The organism is Mesorhizobium sp. M0778 (assembly GCF_040320105.1).
In the GTDB taxonomy this organism is placed as follows: domain Bacteria; phylum Pseudomonadota; class Alphaproteobacteria; order Rhizobiales; family Rhizobiaceae; genus Mesorhizobium.
Genome location: NZ_JAMYPA010000005.1, coordinates 81244 through 98158 on the forward strand (window position 1 = coordinate 81244; position 16915 = coordinate 98158).

Genomic DNA, 16915 nt, shown 5'->3' on the forward strand with positions numbered 1-16915 from the left:
TGCGTGATGCGCCTGAGATAGGCACCACGAACTCCCGGATCAAGGCGGCCCGGATCAAGCGCCCAGGCACCAGGCCAAAACCGCCTTCTGGGCGTGGAGCCGGTTCTCGGCCTCGTCGAACACCACCGAATGCGGCCCATCGATGACCTCGTCGGTAACCTCCTCACCGCGATGCGCCGGCAGACAGTGCATGAACAGCGCGTCCGGCTTGGCTTTCGCCATCAGGGCCGCGTTGACCTGATAGGGCAAGAAGACATTGTGGCCGCGCGCACGGTGCTCCTGACCCATCGAGACCCAGCAGTCGGTGACGATGCAGTCGGCCTCGTGAACGGCCTCCTCGGGCGAACGAGTGAATTTCAGCTTGCCGCCATTGGCCTTCGACCAGTCGACATGCCTCTGAGCCGGTTCGCTGCCTTCGGGCACGGCGACGTTCAGCTTGAAGCGGAACCGCGCAGAGGCCTCCAGTAAAGAATGCAGGACATTATTGCCGTCGCCGGTCCAGGCGATCGTCTTGCCGGCCACCGGACCGCGGTGCTCTTCGAAGGTCATGATGTCGGCCATCAACTGGCAGGGATGGGTTTCGTCGGTCAGCCCGTTGATGACGGGCACCGTAGCGTTTTCCGTCAGTTCCAGCAGCCGGTCATGCGAGGTGGTGCGGATCATGATGGCATCGACATAGCGCGACAGCACCTTGGCCGTGTCTGCAATAGTCTCGGAACGGCCAAGTTGCATCTCGGTGCCAGTCAGCATGATCGTCTCGCCACCCAACTGCCGCATGCCGACGTCGAACGACACGCGCGTGCGCGTCGAGGGCTTGTCGAAGATCATCGCCAGCACCTTGCCTTCGAGCGGCTTGGTGCGTTCGCCGGCCTTGAGCCTCGCCTTTCGCACAGCTGCGTCGTCGAGCATGAAGCGCAGATCGCCTTCGGAAACGGCGGAAAGATCGGTGAAGTGGCGAAGGGACATCAGGAATTCCAGGATTACTTCGCGGCGGCAGCGACGATGGCATCCGCCAGGCTCTTGGCGCCGGCACGAATGCGCTCGAGCCCCTCGTGGATCTCGGCATCGGTGACGGTGAGAGGCGGCAGCAGACGGATAACGTTGTCGCCGGCCGGAACCGTCAAGAGATGCTGGTCGCGCAGTGCCACCGTAACCTTGGTGTTGGGCATCGCGCATTTAAGGCCGAGCATCAGGCCGGTGCCCCTGATGCTTTCGATAACGTCCGGAAATTCGTCGGCGACACCGGCCAGCCCCTGTTTCAAGAGCAGCGCCTTGCGCCGGACGTCATCGAGAAAGCCGTCTTCCAGCACCACGTCGAGCACGGCGTTGCCGACCGCCATGGCCAGCGGATTGCCGCCGAAGGTGGTGCCGTGCACGCCGGCGGTCATGCCGGCCGCTGCCTCGTCGGTGGCGAGGCAGGCGCCCATCGGGAAGCCGCCGCCGATGCCCTTGGCCACCGCCATGAGGTCGGGTGTGACACCCGCCCACTCATGCGCGAACAGCTTTCCGGTGCGGCCGACGCCGCATTGGACCTCGTCGAAAATCAAGAGCAGTCCGTGCTGATCGCAGAGCTGCCTGAGCCGCTTCAGCGATTGCGACGGCACTTGCCTGATGCCGCCCTCACCTTGCACCGGCTCGATCAGGATCGCCGCGGTTTCAGGCGTGATCGCCTTTTCGGCGGCGTCGATGTCGTCGAAGCCGACTTGGTCGAAGCCGTCGACCTTGGGGCCGAAACCTTCCAGATATTTGTACTGGCCGCCGGCGGCGATGGTCGCCAGGGTGCGGCCATGGAAGGCGCCTTCGAAGCTGATAGTGCGGAAGCGCTCGGGATGGCCCTTGACGAAGTGATAGCGCCGCGCCGTCTTGATGGCGCATTCAAGCGCCTCTGCGCCGGAATTGGTGAAGAACACCTTGTCGGCGAAGCTGGCGTCGGCCAGCCGCTCGCCGAGCCGGCTCTGTCCCGGAATCTCGTACAGATTGGAGACGTGCCAGAGCTTGGCGGCCTGTTCAGTGAGGGCCGCGACCAGATGCGGATGGCTGTAGCCCAATGAATTCACGGCGATGCCGCCTGCGAAATCGAGATATCGCTCGCCCTTGTCGGTGACCAGCCAGGTGCCTTCACCGTGGTCGAAAGCCAGGGGTGCGCGAACAAAGGTCTCGAAAAGCGCCGAACCGCTCATTATATGCGTCTCCGGAACCGGAAAATCAAAAAGCCGCCAAAGCGGCGGCCCTTGTGGCTTATCGTGTTTTTCGGCCGTGAAGTCAACGAAAAGGTCGCGCAAGGACGTGCGGCAAGCCCCCCAGCACAATGCCGGCTCATAAGCGACCGGGCAAGTTGGGGAAAACCGAAAAAACCGATTCGTGTTGGCCTTGGGACTCTTGTCACCGAGTCAGCGCATAAGGTAATTGTAGTAGAGAAATAACTAGATTTCGTGCGGCGGACCTAATCACCCGATATATGTGGTGTCTGCCCGGCAGAAGCCGGGTCGGGAATGGATTCCGATTGCCGCACTTTTCAGCAGGAGCGCGGTCTCATGAACTGGACTGACGAGCGAGTCGAACTTCTCAGAAAATTGTGGTCGGAGGGTCTCAGCGCCAGCCAGATCGCCGCACAGCTTGGTGGGGTCAGCCGCAATGCGGTCATCGGCAAAGTGCACCGGCTGAAACTGTCCGGCCGCGGACGCACAACCGCATCACCGGCACGCCAGAAGAAGACGGTACAGGGATCGACGATCCAGAAATCGGTGTCGCGGGCAGCAAGCGCCACGCGCCATGCCACCACGTCGATGTCGATCGGTGCGACCGCGCTCAAGGCGCAGTTCGATGCCGAACCGGTGTCGCGCCACTATATCCGCCCGGTCGAAAACGTCGTCGTGCCGATCTCCCGGCATCTGCAACTCGTCGAGCTGAACGAGCGCACCTGCAAGTGGCCGAATGGCGATCCGCTTTCGGAAGACTTCCATTTCTGCGGCAACGACGCCGCCGAAACCGGACCCTACTGCAAGTACCACGCCCGGGTGGCGTTCCAGCCGGCGTCGGAGCGGCGGCGGAGCAGGTGAATGGTGGCGGCTTGAGCCTGGCGTAAGAAGCAAGGCTCCCATTTAGCCCTATTCACTATTCACCTCTCTTCAAAGCCACCCATTCTTGCGAAACCGCCAGTAAAGAAACGTGCAGATCAGGGCGATTGCCGCCAGTACGGCCGGGTAGCCATATTCCATCCTCAGTTCCGGCATGTCGCTGAAATTCATGCCGTAGATGCCGGCGAATGCTGTCGGCACGGCCAAGATGGCGGCCCATGAGGCAAGCTTCTTGGAGATCGCCGTCTCCTGACTCTGGCCGACCAGAAGGCTCGCCTCGAAGGCGAAGGCGAGAACCTCACGCAGGCTGTCGATCTTTTCCTGGACCGTGCGGATGTGGTCGGTGACGTCGCGAAACAGCGGGTGCATGGCTGTATGGATTTGCGGCAGATCGGCGCTGGTCAGCCGCCGGCAGACCTCCACCAGCGGCAGGGCCGCATTACGCAGGCGCAAGAGATCGCGGCGCAGCATGTAAAGCCGCTCGATGTCGGAGCCGGTCATCGGCTTCAGCAGAACCTTGTCCTCGATCGCCTCGACCTCGTTTTCGATCTGCTCGAGCACCGGCATGTAGTTGTCGACGATGAAATCGAGAATGGCGTAGAGGACGAAATCCTCGCCCTTGGCGAGGGAATGCGGACAGCTTTCCCAGTGCTGGCGAACGGCGGCGTAGGAGGTCGACGGGCCATGCCTGACGCTGACAATGTAGCCAGCGCCGACGAACAGATGCGTCTCGCCGAAGGTGACACGGCTGTCGATCAGCTGCGCCGTGCGGGCAACGATGAACAGGGCATCACCATATTGCTCGATCTTCGGCCGTTGGTGCGGATGCTCGGCGTCCTCGATCGCCAACTCGTGCAGATGGAATTGCGCCTGGACGCGCAGCAATAAATTGCGGTCGGGCTCCAGCAGTCCGATCCAGACGACATGGCCCGGCTTCCCGGCCCATTCGCCGGCTTCCTCGATCGGTATGTCGGCGATGCGCCGCCCAGCCGTATAGACGCCGCAAGCGATTATGCCCGACATCGGCGGCGCGGGAGCAAACTCGCGGACATATTCCATCCCAGCCTCCTGAAGGCAGGCTTTCATCGCGGAACTGAGAAGTCGGCGCGTCGAAAGCTTAGCGCAATTTGCTCTCAGGTGGCGAATCCGAAATTCGCATTAGTGTCGAGCAGCAGGGGAGCTGCTTTTCGGATTTGAGAGCCACTCCACCAAGTGGCAACTCTAGCGGCCACCACGTTTTGTTTCGAGAACTCACTTCGCAGGCAGCGTTGCGGGAAGAATTATCTTATCCGTCTTGTCGCCCTTCGGGCGATCGGCCGGCATCTGATCGCCGGTGACGATATAGTAGATCGTCTCGGCGATGTTGGTGGCGTGGTCGCCGATGCGCTCGATGTTCTTGGCGCAAAACAGGAGATGCGTGCAGGGCGTGATGTTGCGTGGGTCTTCCATCATGTAGGTCAACAACTCGCGAAACAGCGAGGTGTACATGGCATCGATCTGGTCGTCGCGGTCGCGCACGAAACCGATTTTCTCCACCGACCGCGACGCGTAGACGTCGAGCACTTCCTTGAGCTGGGTCAGTGCCAGATTGGCCAAAGCCTCGAGGCCGCGGAACAGGCTGTTCGGCTGGCGCCCGTCGGCGACGGCAACCACCCGCTTGGCGATGTTCTTGCCGAGGTCGCCCACCCGTTCGAGGTCCGCCGAGATGCGGATCGCGCCGACGATCTCGCGCAGATCCGTCGCCATCGGCTGGCGCTTGGCGATGATGATGATCGCCTTGTCGTCGATCTCACGCTGCCCCTCATCCAGAACCAGGTCGTCTCGAATGACTTTCTGGGCGAGCCCCGGATTCGCATTGACCAGCGCCGCTACTGCCTGCTCGACCATGCGCTCGGCATGCCCGCCCATCGCCGCGATGCGCTTCGACAGATATTTCAGCTCCTCGTCATAGGCGCTGACGATGTGCACGGACTGCATGGACGAATGCCTTCCCGGATCTTCTGGTTGAGTCGTTCGCTCGAATCCCCGCTGATACGCTAGCCGGATGACAGAAAAAAGAAACGGCCCATCATGTGGTAGATAGTACGGCGTCAGCGAGCCGGCAAATGGACCGTGAACGCCGCGCCCTTGCCGACCTCCGACCTGATGGAGAGTCTGGCGTTGTGGCGGGTTAGGATATGCTTGACGATGGACAGGCCAAGGCCGGTGCCCTTTTGGGTCCGGCTGTTCTCGACATCGACGCGGTAGAAGCGCTCGGTGATGCGCGGGATATGTTCTTCGGGGATGCCGGGGCCGAAATCCCTGATGGTGACGTCGATGCCCGGCTCGGGATCGCTGTCGCCGCGCGTGATCGACACCACGACGCGTCCACCGGACTGACCGTATTTGCAGGCGTTTTCTAGCAGGTTTTCAAAAACCTGGAAAAGCTCGTCGCGATCGCCGGGCACGTCGAGCGGCCCTTGCGCGAAATCCCGCTCGATGACGACGCCGTTTTCCTTGGCCAGCGGCCCAAGCGAATCGATGACGCTGTCGATGGCCTGGCGCAGATCGACCTCGGTTCCCGGCTTGAGATAGGGCTTCATCTCCAGGCGTGACAGCGACAGAAGGTCGTCGATGAGGCGCGCCATGCGGCTGGTCTGGTTCTGCATGATCTGCAGGAACTGCTCGCGTGCCGCGGGGTCGTTGCGGGCCGGCCCGCGCAGCGTCTCGATGAAGCCAGCGATCGAGGCGAGAGGCGTGCGCAACTCGTGGCTGGCATTGGCAATGAAGTCGGCGCGCATTCTGTCGATCCGGCGCGCCTCGCTCTGGTCCTTGAACACCAGCACGTAGAGATCCGTGGCGTGGCCGACAGAAGACGCGCTCACCCGATAAGCTCGTTCGACCGGCAGCTTCTCGATGTAGTCGACGCTGTCCGAAGCGACGTTGCCCGACAAGATATTATCCAGCAAGGCCTGCATTTCCGGCGCGCGGAATTTCAGCGACAGCGATACGCCGGGGGCAATCCCACCAAAGGCTGCAAAGGCGGCGGCGTTGGCATGGACGATGGCGGCGGAGCGATCGAAAATGATCAGCGGATCGGCAACCGCCGCCGCGAGATATTCGCCGGAAAGCCGTTGCAGGCCGCTCGCCTCGATGGCCGCGGCATTTTCGGTCGATTGATGCGCGACGCCGGCCGGCAGCATCGCAGCGGCAACCAGCACGGCGCCTGCCAGCAGCACCACATAGCCGGCTATGCCGGCAAAACCATAGACCATCAGAACTGCAACGAAGCCGGCCGCCAGCAGCCAGCGGCTGTTCCACAGCCGCATGGCGACGGCTTGCGCCCTGCCTTTCCGCTCTGTGCCGATGTCGGCCATTTGCGCTCCGTCGCCTGCGCTCCGTCTGCGGCCACCTCAAGAACTTCCTGCTGGACCGGCATGGAGGCTCCCAATAGCATGAGTCCGGAAGCTGGAAAGGTTCGTCTCGATGAAAAACGCCAAGGAAGGCCCCGCTACAGGTTCGTCGGGGCCGTTGAAGATCATGATCGACGGCAAGGAGCGGGAGTTCGACATCGAGGCCCCCACTCTTCCGGACTGGGTCGAGGACCGCAAGCTGACCGCCGGCGGCTATCCCTACGACAAGAAGATGAAGAGCGAGGGGTATGACGAGAGGCTCGAGCAGCTGCAGATCGAGCTGGTCAAGGCGCAGGCGTGGCTACAGTCGACGGGCAAGCGGGTGATGTCGCTGTTCGAGGGACGCGACGCCGCCGGCAAGGGCGGCACGATCTTCGTTTTGCGCCAGTATCTGAACCCTCGGACGGCGCGCAACGTGGCGCTGACCAAGCCAACAGCCACTGAGCTTGGACAATGGTACTTCCAGCGCTACGTCGACCACTTCCCGACGTCGGGCGAATTCGTCACCTTTGACCGCTCCTGGTACAACCGCGCCGGCGTTGAACCGGTGATGGGATTCTGCACGCCCGCGCAGCACGAGCAATTTCTGGACGAGGTTCCGCATTTCGAGCGGATGATCCGCAACGAGGGCATCTATTTCTTCAAATTCTGGCTGAACATCGGCAGGGAAACGCAGCTTGAGCGATTCCATGACCGTCGCTGGAGCCCGCTGAAGAGCTGGAAGTTTTCGCCGATCGACATCGCCGGCATCACCAAATGGGACGACTACACCAAGGCGCGCGACCTGATGGTCGAACGCACGCACAAGGAGTTCGCGCCCTGGATCATTGTGCGGGCGAACGACAAACGGCGCGCACGGCTGGCGGTCATGCAGCGCATTCTCCTGTCACTTCCCTATGACGGCCGTGACCTCGACGTCATCGGCAAGGAGGACAAGAAGATCATCGGCGAAGGGCCGACTTTCCTCGAAAAATAAGCTCACCTCATCGATTAACGGCTCTCATGCCGCCATCCGGGCAATCCGCTGCAGCCGCTTCAGCGTGGTGTCGTCCTGCAACGCCTGCTGGAAAAGCGAGATCTCCTGGTCGATGCGGTCGCAGAGCGCGCCGGTGTCCCCCCTAAGCAGGTCGCGCGTCTGCAGCAGTGCCGCGACTGGCTTCTTGGCGAGCTGCCTGGCTCTGGCCAACGTGGCTTCCTCGACACTGACGTCCGTCACGATCTCGCCGACAAGGCCGAGCTGCCTGGCATCTTCGGCGGCGAGCGTGTCGCCGAGGCAGAAGAAGCGGAACGCACCGGCATAGCCGAGCTTCTGCGGCGCCAGGATGCTGGTCGCCGCGTCCGGCACCAGGCCGAAATCGACGAACGGCACCCGGAACGTGCTCTTGCTCGAGGCGATCACCATGTCGCAGTGGAACAGGATGGTGCAGCCGACGCCGACGGCGTCGCCGTCGACACAGGCAAGCACCGGTTTCGGGAACGTCGCCAGCGTGCGGAACATATCGGTGACGGCGGCGATCAATCGCCGATGTTTGGTGGCATCGAGAAATTCGGAGAAATCGGCACCGAGGCAAAAGCACCCGGCCAGGCCGCGCAGGACCACGACGCGGACGTCGTCATCGACAGCGGCTTCATGGAATGTCCTGGCCAGGCTTTCGTAGGCCCGCCTGTCCAGCACCGGGCGGCCGTCACCCGACGATACGGTGACGATCAGCGTGTGATTGCGGAATTCTGTTTTTGAGTGAACGTTCATGGCCCTCTCCAATCTTACGAGGCGCGTCTCTGTCCGAGCATGTCCGGGTACCCTCTGGCCAGCACCGGCGCAAAGTGATTGCGGCGCGATCGCACCACGTCGAGCGTGTGCTCGTTGAAGGTGAGCAGTGTGGCAACGACCTGCTGGTTGCCATAGGTCCGCTGATAGCCGAGCGGCGTTGCCAGGAAATGCAGTTGCAGCGCGCGAAGCACCCACATCGGCTCGAATTCGATGATCACCTGGTTGACGTTGCGCTTCAGACCCCACTCGACGAAGCCGGCGATCAGTTCGGTGCCCACCGTCGACACGCCGCGCCGGCCGTCGCGGAATCCCGGCGCAACCGCATAGCGGGTCAGTTCATAGACATTCGGCCCCGACGGTGGGGTTCCCTCATAAAGGTCCGCCAGCACATCGGTTAGAAGATGTGCCCGGGTCGTCGGCAACATACGCTGGTAACCGGCGAGCTCGCCATTGCGGATGACGATCTGGTGCACTGCCTCGTCGTGGTCGAATTGATCGATCTCGAGGCCATCGGGGCGCTGCAGATCGGTCCATCCCATCTCCTCGACGAAAATCTTGTAACGCAAGCGATGAACTGCCTCCCAAAGGCCTGGGCGTTCCATCAATTCCTGGGTGGTGAGGGAAAAAAGCATTTGCCGTCTCCTAGGTTCAATAGGAAAATACGGCCGTGCTCCCCCGAGAAAATTACGCGATCACGTAGGCAAGAATTTCTAGGCCGGCGCGGCCGACCTAGTTAATATAGCCGCGCCTTATCGCTTCCGCGACGGCTTGGACCCGGTTGACGGCACCGAGTTTGCTTTTGGCGTTAAGAAGGTGTTTCTCTGACGTGTGTTCCGAAATGCCGAGAATTTGGGAAATCTCCCATTCGGACTTGCCAACGGCGGCCCATTGCAGGCATTCGCGCTCACGCGGCGTCAATTCGACATGGTCGATGGTTTTGCCCGCCATGGTGTGGAGCTGCATGGCGCGGCCAATCGCATAAGTCGAGACCAACGAGACCAACCCGAACTCGGCGCCCGACAATTCGACAGCCTCGCCGCCCAGCGACACCATGACGATCTGGCCATCGAGCGTGATCAGCGGGAAGGCCAACCCGTCGCGCAGCTTGAATTCACCGGCGTCGCCCATCACCTCGCCGCCGCTCTTGCCGATGCGGATGCCCTGAGACGCTTCCCGCCACTGGAACGGCGCCTGAAGCTGCTTCATGTGGCTGACGACGGGATCGTGATCGACGTAGTTGCGCGCGACGTAGCGCTCAAGCCATTCAGCCGGCCAGTCGCAAAGCAGCACATGATTCTTTTGCTGATTTCTCGGCGTTCCAGGTTGCGGAACCGTCCCGGCCATCAGCGCCGTCAGCCCGAACCCGCTTGTTACCCCCAGCAGCTTTTCGCAGACGGCGGCCGCTGTGCCGGCGTGCTGCAACTGATCTATCAACTCCAGGGTACGATCGAAATGACCCATCGCAACATCTACCCCATGTTGCCTTCCGCACTTGAGACCAATGGCAGTGATCAACCCGCACTACGCCATCAACCCCGGACTGCAAAGCTGCTCCCTCTGTACGCCCCACCGCTCCTCTTGAGCCGGCATCATACAGTCACTTGCAAACTCACTAAACAATATCCCTAAATTGCCATGATGAAACCAAAAACCGTTGTGCCTGAGTTATTTTCGTACAAGAACCTGTGTTATTTCGTACGAAAGCCGGGGCAAGACTGGACGGAGTCGTCGCGTGGCGTTTCGGTGCATATCCATTTCATTGATCTCGATGCTGATCGGAGTGCAATCGCTTGCGGGTGCTGCGCGCGCTGCGGAGCCGCAGGTGCCGGTGTTTTGGGACGCCAAGGTGCGGCTGCCAAAGCCGGACCTTTCGATGCTGCCGCGGCTGCGATTCCTGACCACCACCGATTTCCCGCCCTTCAACTTTCTCGACGGGGCAGGCCGACTGTCCGGCTTCCATGTGGACCTGGCGCGCGCCATCTGCGCCGAGCTCGGCATTGCCGAAAAATGCCAGATCCAGGCGCTGCCCTGGGCCGAGCTCGAAGGCGCGCTGCGGAAAGGCGAAGGCGAAGCGATCATTGCCGGAATCGCCGCCACGCCGGAATCGCGGTCGAAATACGCGTTTTCACGCTCCTACCTGCGATTTCCGGCACGCTTCGTCGTGCCGAAGACACAGGCGCTGACGGAACCAATGTTCGACAAGCTGCGCAGCAAGCGTGTCGGCGTGATCGCCGGCTCCGGGCATGAGCGGATGTTGCGCGATTATTTCGGCGACGTCCAAATCGTCCCCTTCGCAAAGCCGGAGGAGCTTTATGGCGAGCTGAAAGCCGGCAAGATCGACGCCGCCTTCGGCGATGGCATGCGTTTTGCGTTCTGGCTCGGCGGTTCGGATGCGGCGGGCTGCTGCCGCTTTGCCGGCGGCCCCTATCTGGCGCCCGAATATCTCGGCTCGGGCATGGCGATCGCCACCAGGGCCGACGATCCGGCCCTGGCCGCCGCTTTCGACTATGCGCTGCAGGAAATTTCGGTGAAAGGCACGTTCGCCGAGTTCTATCTGCGCTATTTTCCGGTCAGCTTTTTCTGAGCTTGGCTGCTGGCTCAGGTCAGCGTGCGAAGGCGGGCCTTGGCGGCTCGCGCGATGGCGGCGACCGTCAGCGCATCGAGGTCGAGTTCCCGGCGGACGAGCTGCAGCACGCGCACCTCCTCCAGTCGCATTTCGAGATCGACGGCCGCGACCTCGAAGGCAGCGGCATAGGCGGTGTCACGCAGGCGGTCGGGCAGCGCCTCGGCGACGCGCGCCAGGACGCCCTCCAGCCCGTCCTTTTCTTGCAGCATTTTCTGGCAGGCCTGGGCGACCTCGACCAGCCGCTCCTGATTGAAATCCTCAAACACCGGCCAGGATCGAACGACGTCGCCGATCCGCGCCAGTTCGACATCGGTCATGTCGCGGTCTGACGCCGAGGTGATGACCATCAGGTAGATCATGGCTTCGTGTGGCGACAATGGCATTTACAACTCCTTGAGACGGGTCCCGAAGTTAGGAACGAGGGACCGGCGCCGCAAGGAAAAAGAGCCGCGATCGTTGACGCTCCGGTCAGGCCCTGAAGCCTGATCCATACCGACTAAATGGGACGGGGCTCATATCTTCTTGCCTGATCACGGTCCTGCCCGGAAACCGGGTTCCACTTTTCGGGATCATAGTCTAGAGCATGCGGCTGCCGGCACGGATGCCGGCAAAGCTGCAGGAAATAGCATCATGGCCGGACAACAGCCGATCGATCTCAGCCCGGAAGTCCTCACCGCCGCCGCCGAAAGCAAGGCGTGGCCGTTCGAGGAAGCGAAAAAGATCGTCGCCCGCTACGCGAGCAGCGGCTACCCGGAAACGGTGCTGTTCGAGACCGGCTACGGCCCGTCGGGGCTGCCGCATATCGGCACTTTCGGCGAGGTGGCGCGCACATCTATGGTGCGCCACGCCTTCCGAGTGCTGACCGAAGACAAGGTCAAGACGCGGCTGCTGTGCTTCTCCGATGACATGGACGGATTGCGCAAGGTGCCGGACAATGTGCCTAACAAGGACATGCTGCGCGCGTATCTCGGCAAGCCGCTGACCAGGATACCGGACCCTTTCTCCAATGAGTATCCGTCCTTCGGCGCCGCCAATAACGCACGGTTGCGCGCCTTCCTCGACCGTTTCGGCTTCGATTACGAATTCGCTTCCTCGACCGACTATTATACTTCCGGCCGCTTCGACGCGACGCTGCTCAAGATGCTCGAGCGCTTCGATAAGGTGATGGCAATTATGCTGCCGTCGCTGCGTGAAGAGCGGGCGCAGAGCTATTCGCCCTTCCTGCCGATCCATCCCAAGACCGGCATCGTCATGCAAGTCGCGATCGATGAGCGCAAGCTCGACGCCGGCACCATCGTGTGGCGCGACCCGGACACCGGCGAGCGCTTCGAGACGCCGGTGACCGGCGGTCATGCCAAGCTGCAATGGAAGCCAGACTGGGCGATGCGCTGGGCAGCACTCGGCGTCGATTACGAGATGTCCGGCAAGGATCTGATCGATTCCGTCAAGCTCGCCGGGCAGATTTGCCGTGCGCTCGATGCTCCAGCGCCGGAGGGCTTCAATTATGAGCTGTTCCTCGACGAGCAGGGCCAGAAGATCTCGAAGTCGAAGGGCAATGGGCTAACCATCGACGAGTGGCTGACTTATGCGCCGACCGAGAGCCTTAGCCTTTATATGTTCCAGCGCCCGCGAACCGCGAAGAAGCTTTATTTCGACGTCATCCCGAAGGCGGTAGACGAATATTACACGTTCCTCTCTGCTTATCAGAAGCAGGATTGGAAAGAACGGCTGGGCAATCCGGTCTGGCACATGCATGACGGCAATCCGCCTATCATCGACCTGCCGGTGTCGTTCGCGCTGCTGCTCAACCTGGTCAGCGCCTCGAATGCGCAGAACAGGGACGTGCTGTGGGGCTTCATTTCGCGCCACGCACCGGGTGTGACGCCGGCAACTCACCCCGAACTCGACCGGCTGACCGAATATGCGATCCGCTATTTCGACGATTTCGTGAAGCCGGCTAAGGTGTACCGTGCCGCCGACGCGGTCGAGCGCGAGGCGCTGACCAAACTTTCGGAAGCGCTCGCCGCGCTGCCCGCTGACGCCGCCGGCGAGGCGATCCAGAACGCCGCCCTCAATGTCGCGCGCAAGATCGAGCGCTACCAGGATCGTTCCAAGCAGAGCCCTGAGGGTGGACCCGGCGTCTCCGTCGCCTTCTTCCAGATGATTTATCAGGTGCTGATAGGTCAGGAACGCGGGCCGCGCTTCGGTTCCTTCGCCGCACTCTACGGCATTGCCGAAACGCGTGAGCTCATTCGACGGGCGCTTGCTGGTCAGCTGGCGGCTTGAGGACGCCGTCCTGCTCCTCCAGGATCGAGCCCGGCGCCACAGGCGCGGATCGCGACGCAGCCGGGAGCGGCGGCAGGCCTGAGACGCTCGGCGCCGGCCCGAAGACGCCCTTTTTCGCTGCACGCGCCTTCTCGCCGGCTTCTATGTAAGCGCCGCCCTTGGCGGCGCGCGCCCAGCCGTTTTCGACCAACCATTGGCCGATATCCTGATTGCCGATCCGGCACTCGGCGGCGATCAGGTCACGGCCGCCTTCGGGCGGCACGGCACAGACCACCGCACGACCGCGCAGAAAAGCGCGGAAGGCAGTTCGCGCCCGGATGCCGCAACTCCAAGACTTGCCGCCGTCGGTGCAAGTCTCGTCCTGCTTGACGATGTCGATGCCGGAAACCGCAATCGAATAGCCCTTTGCCTCGATGACCCCGGCGGCCGGCGCGACCGGCTGGAACAGTTTCGTGCCTTTCCAGTCGTCAGGCATTTTCGTTTTTGGCGGCCTGGGCAGTCCGGCCAATGCCAGATCGCTCAACGGTGCGCGCGGCTCAATCCGTTCAAGCTCGTCGGAACCGAGCTGCGGCGGCACCACGATTTCCGGATCGATTGCCCTTGAATGCGTAGCCTGCTTGGCCGCCTCTGGTTTCGAGATGGCCGACGTAGCCGGCGCGGCGGGCTGGGGTTCAGCGCTGACCTGAATTTGCTCGCCAGGGCCGCCGCTTTGGTTCTGGACGGCGCGGCCGCCAGCGACAATTGCCGTGGCCATCGCCGGAATCGCCAGAACGGCCAAGGCAAGGTGAGGCAGACGCACCGGCCCCGCGCCTACTGGCTTGCCCAGACAATCCGCGCCACCCATTCGACATCACGCATGGGGATGTCGCGGTCCGGATGATCGGGATTGAGGGAGACCAGCGCGATCGACTTCGGTGTCTGGCGGTCGAGCACCTTGGCCATCACCTCGCCGGCATTGGTCTTGACGACGACGCGATCGCCCTTTCGTATGATAGCCCCCGGCTCGACGATCAGGACATCGCCATTGCGGTAAAGCGGCAGCATGGAATCGCCCTGGACCTTCAACGCATAGGAGGTTTCGGTTGCCCGTGCCGGCAGCTCGATCAGGTCCCATCCCTGCCCCGCCGGAAACCCGGCGTCGTCGAAGAAGCCACCGGCGCCCGCCTGGGCGAAGCCGAGCAGCGGCACCGACGATTTCTGCACGGGCAGTGCGCCGGAATTACCCCGGCCTTCGACCAGCCCCGCAAATTCATCCAGCGAGGCGCCGGTCGCCTCGATGATCTTGGCGAGCGATTCGGTCGACGGCCAGCGCGGCCGCCCATCCGAGGACAGCCGCTTCGATTTGTTGAAGGCCGTCGAGTCGAGGCCAGCGCGCCTGGCCAGCCCGGAGGCCGAAAGCGAATAACGCTCGGCGAGAGCGTCGATGGCGGCCCAAACGCGGTCATGCGAGAGCACCTTGCTCTCCTTCGAAACAGGAAAAAATACCTTCCCTGTTCTACCTCTTGGCCGCCATCTTGTCCACCGCCGAAGACGGCGTCACGCTGCCTCCTTGGCCTCGTTCCTGTCATAGGGATCGAAACGCTCATAGAAGGTCTCGCCCTTCTCGGCCATGTCGAGCAGCAGCTTCGGCGCCCTGAACTCGGCGCCGTATTTCTTCTGCAGGCGCTTGGCGATCTTGACGAATTTCTTCGCGCCGATGCCGTCGATGTAGGACAGTGCACCGCCTGTGTAGGGCGCGAAGCCGAAGGCCAGGATCGAGCCGACATCGGCCTCGCGTGGATCGGTAACGATGCCCTCCTCCATCACCCGTGCCGCCTCAAGCGCGATGGTGACCAGCAGCCGCTGCTTCAGCTCCTCATAATCGACCCTCTCCGGCGCCAGTTGCGGGTAGAGGTCCCTGAGGCCTGGCCACAGCTTCTTCTTGGCAGGTTTTGCCGGATAGTCGTAGAAGCCCTTGCTGTTCTTGCGACCCAAGCGACCGTGTGTGTCGACCATCGTGCTGATCAGCGCCATCTGCTTCGGGTCGACCGCCTTGTCGCCGAGATCGCGCATCGTCTGCTTCATGATCTTCTGGGCAAGGTCGATCGCGGTCTCGTCGGTCAACGCCAGAGGACCGACCGGCATGCCGGCGGCTTTCGCCGCATTCTCGATCATCGGCGCCGGAACACCTTCGATCAGCATCTTGTAGGCTTCCGACATGTAGCGCAGTACGCAGCGATTGACATAGAAACCGCGCGTATCGTTGACGACAATCGGGGTTTTCTTGATGGCGCGGACAAAGTCGATCGCGGTGGCCAGCGCTTTGTCGCCGGTCTTCTTGCCGAGGATGATCTCGACCAGCATCATCTTGTCGACCGGCGAGAAGAAGTGGATGCCGATGAAATTCTTTGGCCGCGCCGAATTCCTGGCCAGCGATGTAATCGGTATGGTGGACGTATTCGAGGCGAAGGTCGCCGAAGGCTTGAGCACAGCCTCGGCCTGTTCGGTGGCGCCCTTCTTTGCGGCCGAATCCTCGAATACCGCCTCGACGACAAGATCGCAGCCGGCGAGATCGGCGTAATCGGCCGTCGGCGTGATCAGCGTCAGCAACTGGTCCTTGTCCTGTGGCTTGGCACGGCCCTTCTTCACCTGATCCGAGATAAGGTTGTCGGAATGCGCCTTGCCCTTGGCGGCAGACTCCATGTCACGGTCGAGCAGCACCACCGGAATGCCCGCCTTGGCCGTCACATAGGCAATGCCGGCGCCCATGAAGCCGGCGCCGAGCACGCCGATCTTCTTAAACCTCGTTTCCGGCACACCGGCCGGGCGGCGCGCGCCCTTGTTCAGTTCCTGGAGCGACACGAACAACGAGCGGATCATCGCTGCCGCTTCCCTGGTCTGCATGATCTCGGTGAAGTAGCGCTGCTCGATCCGCAAGGCGGTGTCGAACGGCACCAGCAAGCCCTCGTAAACGCATTTCAGGATGGCGGCAGCGGCGGGATAGTTGCCATAGGTCTCGCGGCGCAGGATGGCGATGGCCGGCGGCCACAGATTGGCACCGGCCACCGAATAGATCGGAGCGCCGGGCAGCTTGAAGCCTTTTTCGTCCCAGGGCGCCACCGGTTTCAAGCCGTTCCTGATCATCGCCTTGGCGGTTTCGACCAGCTTGTCCGGCTCGGCAATCTCATGGATCAGGCCCATCGACTTGGCCTTCTGCGGCGACAGCGTCTGGCCGGAGGTCAGCATTTGCAGCGCCTGCTGCTGGTCGGTCAGCCGCGGCACGCGCTGGGTTCCGCCGGCGCCGGGGAAAATGCCGATCTTCACTTCGGGAAGTGCCATCCTCACTTTGTCGGAATCGGCCGCGACACGGCCATGGCAGGCGAGCGACAATTCGAACGCGCCGCCCATGCAGGTGCCGTTGATCGCCGAAACCCACGGCTTACCCGAGGTTTCCAGCTTACGGAACAGGCCGTTCATATAGCCCGCATTGTCGAACAGCGCCTTGGTCGCCTTCTCTGGGTCCTTTGCCTTGTCGGCGGCGAAGGTCGCCAGCATCTTCTGCAGCATGGTGATGTCGGCGCCGCCCGAGAACGTATCCTTGCCGGAGGTAATGACCGCCGCCTTGATCGCTGCATCGGTCGCCACCTTGTCGACGATGACGTTCAGCTCGAGCGTCACCTCTTGGGTGAAGACGTTCATCGAACGGTCCGGCATGTCCCAGGTGACCAAAGCAATGCCGTCGGCGTCGGTGTCGAGGGTGAAATTGGTATAGCTCATCATCTCT

At 62.1% G+C, this 16915-nt stretch carries 16 protein-coding genes; 4 read left to right on the forward strand and 12 right to left on the reverse strand.

Annotated features, from left to right (window positions below; all coding sequences use genetic code 11):
* Positions 1–54: 54 nt before the first annotated feature.
* Together argF and NKI22_RS09250 are read right to left on the reverse strand one after the other, a co-directional pair.
* Complete coding sequence (argF, locus tag NKI22_RS09245; RefSeq protein WP_031194171.1) at positions 55–966, reverse strand: ornithine carbamoyltransferase; 912 nt, start codon at positions 964–966, stop codon at positions 55–57.
* 14 nt (positions 967–980) lie between these two features.
* The gene (locus tag NKI22_RS09250; protein ID WP_023719496.1) at positions 981–2180 is read right to left on the reverse strand and encodes an aspartate aminotransferase family protein; all 1200 of its coding nucleotides are present in this window, start codon (positions 2178–2180) and stop codon (positions 981–983) included.
* A 354-nt stretch (positions 2181–2534) separates the two neighbouring features.
* Between NKI22_RS09250 and NKI22_RS09255 the strand changes: the two genes are divergently transcribed.
* Complete coding sequence (locus NKI22_RS09255) at positions 2535–3059, forward strand: GcrA family cell cycle regulator (RefSeq protein WP_023719497.1); 525 nt, start codon at positions 2535–2537, stop codon at positions 3057–3059.
* Positions 3060–3128: 69 nt separating this feature from the next.
* Here the strand turns inward: NKI22_RS09255 and NKI22_RS09260 are convergent, their stop codons facing one another.
* The 3 genes from NKI22_RS09260 to NKI22_RS09270 form a co-directional block, all read right to left on the reverse strand.
* The gene (locus tag NKI22_RS09260) at positions 3129–4136 is read right to left on the reverse strand and encodes a magnesium and cobalt transport protein CorA (protein WP_023677347.1); all 1008 of its coding nucleotides are present in this window, start codon (positions 4134–4136) and stop codon (positions 3129–3131) included.
* A 192-nt stretch (positions 4137–4328) separates the two neighbouring features.
* Entirely contained in the window at positions 4329–5054 is a 726-nt protein-coding gene (gene phoU, locus NKI22_RS09265) for a phosphate signaling complex protein PhoU (protein ID WP_023719498.1), read from the reverse strand.
* 113 nt (positions 5055–5167) lie between these two features.
* Positions 5168–6433: a sensor histidine kinase gene (locus NKI22_RS09270; protein ID WP_352817557.1), complete on the reverse strand. Its 1266-nt coding sequence runs from the start codon at positions 6431–6433 to the stop codon at positions 5168–5170.
* Between the two features lie 109 nt (positions 6434–6542).
* On the opposite strand from NKI22_RS09270, the gene ppk2 reads away from it, so the two are divergent.
* The gene (gene ppk2 / locus NKI22_RS09275) at positions 6543–7445 is read left to right on the forward strand and encodes a polyphosphate kinase 2 (protein WP_023719500.1); all 903 of its coding nucleotides are present in this window, start codon (positions 6543–6545) and stop codon (positions 7443–7445) included.
* Between the two features lie 24 nt (positions 7446–7469).
* On the opposite strand, the gene NKI22_RS09280 is transcribed toward ppk2, so the two are convergent.
* The 3 genes from NKI22_RS09280 to NKI22_RS09290 form a co-directional block, all read right to left on the reverse strand.
* A complete protein-coding gene (locus tag NKI22_RS09280) occupies positions 7470–8219 on the reverse strand; it encodes an enoyl-CoA hydratase-related protein (RefSeq protein ID WP_023719501.1) in 750 nt (249 codons plus the stop codon).
* 14 nt (positions 8220–8233) lie between these two features.
* Positions 8234–8872 carry an acyl-homoserine-lactone synthase gene (locus NKI22_RS09285; protein WP_023719502.1) on the reverse strand — a complete coding sequence of 213 codons (639 nt, stop codon included), beginning with the start codon at positions 8870–8872 and terminating at the stop codon, positions 8234–8236.
* Between the two features lie 97 nt (positions 8873–8969).
* Positions 8970–9701 (reverse strand): helix-turn-helix transcriptional regulator, encoded by a 732-nt coding sequence (locus NKI22_RS09290; protein ID WP_023719503.1) that lies wholly within the window; start codon positions 9699–9701, stop codon positions 8970–8972.
* Between the two features lie 271 nt (positions 9702–9972).
* On the opposite strand from NKI22_RS09290, the gene NKI22_RS09295 reads away from it, so the two are divergent.
* Positions 9973–10824 carry an ABC transporter substrate-binding protein gene (locus NKI22_RS09295; RefSeq protein ID WP_023719504.1) on the forward strand — a complete coding sequence of 284 codons (852 nt, stop codon included), beginning with the start codon at positions 9973–9975 and terminating at the stop codon, positions 10822–10824.
* A gap of 14 nt (positions 10825–10838) precedes the next feature.
* On the opposite strand, the gene NKI22_RS09300 is transcribed toward NKI22_RS09295, so the two are convergent.
* The gene (locus NKI22_RS09300; protein ID WP_023719505.1) at positions 10839–11249 is read right to left on the reverse strand and encodes a tellurite resistance TerB family protein; all 411 of its coding nucleotides are present in this window, start codon (positions 11247–11249) and stop codon (positions 10839–10841) included.
* A 247-nt stretch (positions 11250–11496) separates the two neighbouring features.
* On the opposite strand from NKI22_RS09300, the gene NKI22_RS09305 reads away from it, so the two are divergent.
* Complete coding sequence (locus NKI22_RS09305; protein ID WP_352817551.1) at positions 11497–13152, forward strand: lysine--tRNA ligase; 1656 nt, start codon at positions 11497–11499, stop codon at positions 13150–13152.
* Here the strand turns inward: NKI22_RS09305 and NKI22_RS09310 are convergent.
* The 3 genes from NKI22_RS09310 to NKI22_RS09320 all read right to left on the reverse strand — a co-directional run bounded on the left by NKI22_RS09310 (position 13115) and on the right by NKI22_RS09320 (position 16908).
* Positions 13115–13951, reverse strand: coding sequence for a thermonuclease family protein (locus tag NKI22_RS09310; RefSeq protein WP_352493783.1), 837 nt, complete (start codon positions 13949–13951; stop codon positions 13115–13117). The two genes, NKI22_RS09305 and NKI22_RS09310, sit on opposite strands and share 38 nt — an antisense overlap.
* An 11-nt stretch (positions 13952–13962) precedes the next feature.
* Positions 13963–14607, reverse strand: a complete 645-nt coding sequence (locus tag NKI22_RS09315) for a S24 family peptidase (protein ID WP_023719508.1) — start codon at positions 14605–14607, stop codon at positions 13963–13965.
* 81 nt (positions 14608–14688) lie between these two features.
* On the reverse strand, positions 14689–16908 hold the full coding sequence (locus tag NKI22_RS09320) for a 3-hydroxyacyl-CoA dehydrogenase NAD-binding domain-containing protein (RefSeq protein ID WP_352817548.1): 2220 nt from the start codon (positions 16906–16908) through the stop codon (positions 14689–14691).
* Positions 16909–16915: the final 7 nt, after the last annotated feature.

What these genes read in the sequence shown, in the direction of transcription:
- argF (WP_031194171.1), bottom strand. Translation starts at nt 966, where the DNA reads ATGTCCCTTCGCCACTTCACCGATCTTTCCGCCGTTTCCGAAGGCGAT.
- NKI22_RS09250 (WP_023719496.1), bottom strand. Translation starts at nt 2,180, where the DNA reads ATGAGCGGTTCGGCGCTTTTCGAGACCTTTGTTCGCGCACCCCTGGCT.
- NKI22_RS09255 (WP_023719497.1), top strand. Translation starts at nt 2,535, where the DNA reads ATGAACTGGACTGACGAGCGAGTCGAACTTCTCAGAAAATTGTGGTCG.
- NKI22_RS09260 (WP_023677347.1), bottom strand. Translation starts at nt 4,136, where the DNA reads ATGGAATATGTCCGCGAGTTTGCTCCCGCGCCGCCGATGTCGGGCATA.
- phoU (WP_023719498.1), bottom strand. Translation starts at nt 5,054, where the DNA reads ATGCAGTCCGTGCACATCGTCAGCGCCTATGACGAGGAGCTGAAATAT.
- NKI22_RS09270 (WP_352817557.1), bottom strand. Translation starts at nt 6,433, where the DNA reads ATGGCCGACATCGGCACAGAGCGGAAAGGCAGGGCGCAAGCCGTCGCC.
- ppk2 (WP_023719500.1), top strand. Translation starts at nt 6,543, where the DNA reads ATGAAAAACGCCAAGGAAGGCCCCGCTACAGGTTCGTCGGGGCCGTTG.
- NKI22_RS09280 (WP_023719501.1), bottom strand. Translation starts at nt 8,219, where the DNA reads ATGAACGTTCACTCAAAAACAGAATTCCGCAATCACACGCTGATCGTC.
- NKI22_RS09285 (WP_023719502.1), bottom strand. Translation starts at nt 8,872, where the DNA reads ATGCTTTTTTCCCTCACCACCCAGGAATTGATGGAACGCCCAGGCCTT.
- NKI22_RS09290 (WP_023719503.1), bottom strand. Translation starts at nt 9,701, where the DNA reads ATGGGTCATTTCGATCGTACCCTGGAGTTGATAGATCAGTTGCAGCAC.
- NKI22_RS09300 (WP_023719505.1), bottom strand. Translation starts at nt 11,249, where the DNA reads ATGCCATTGTCGCCACACGAAGCCATGATCTACCTGATGGTCATCACC.
- NKI22_RS09305 (WP_352817551.1), top strand. Translation starts at nt 11,497, where the DNA reads ATGGCCGGACAACAGCCGATCGATCTCAGCCCGGAAGTCCTCACCGCC.
- NKI22_RS09320 (WP_352817548.1), bottom strand. Translation starts at nt 16,908, where the DNA reads ATGAGCTATACCAATTTCACCCTCGACACCGACGCCGACGGCATTGCT.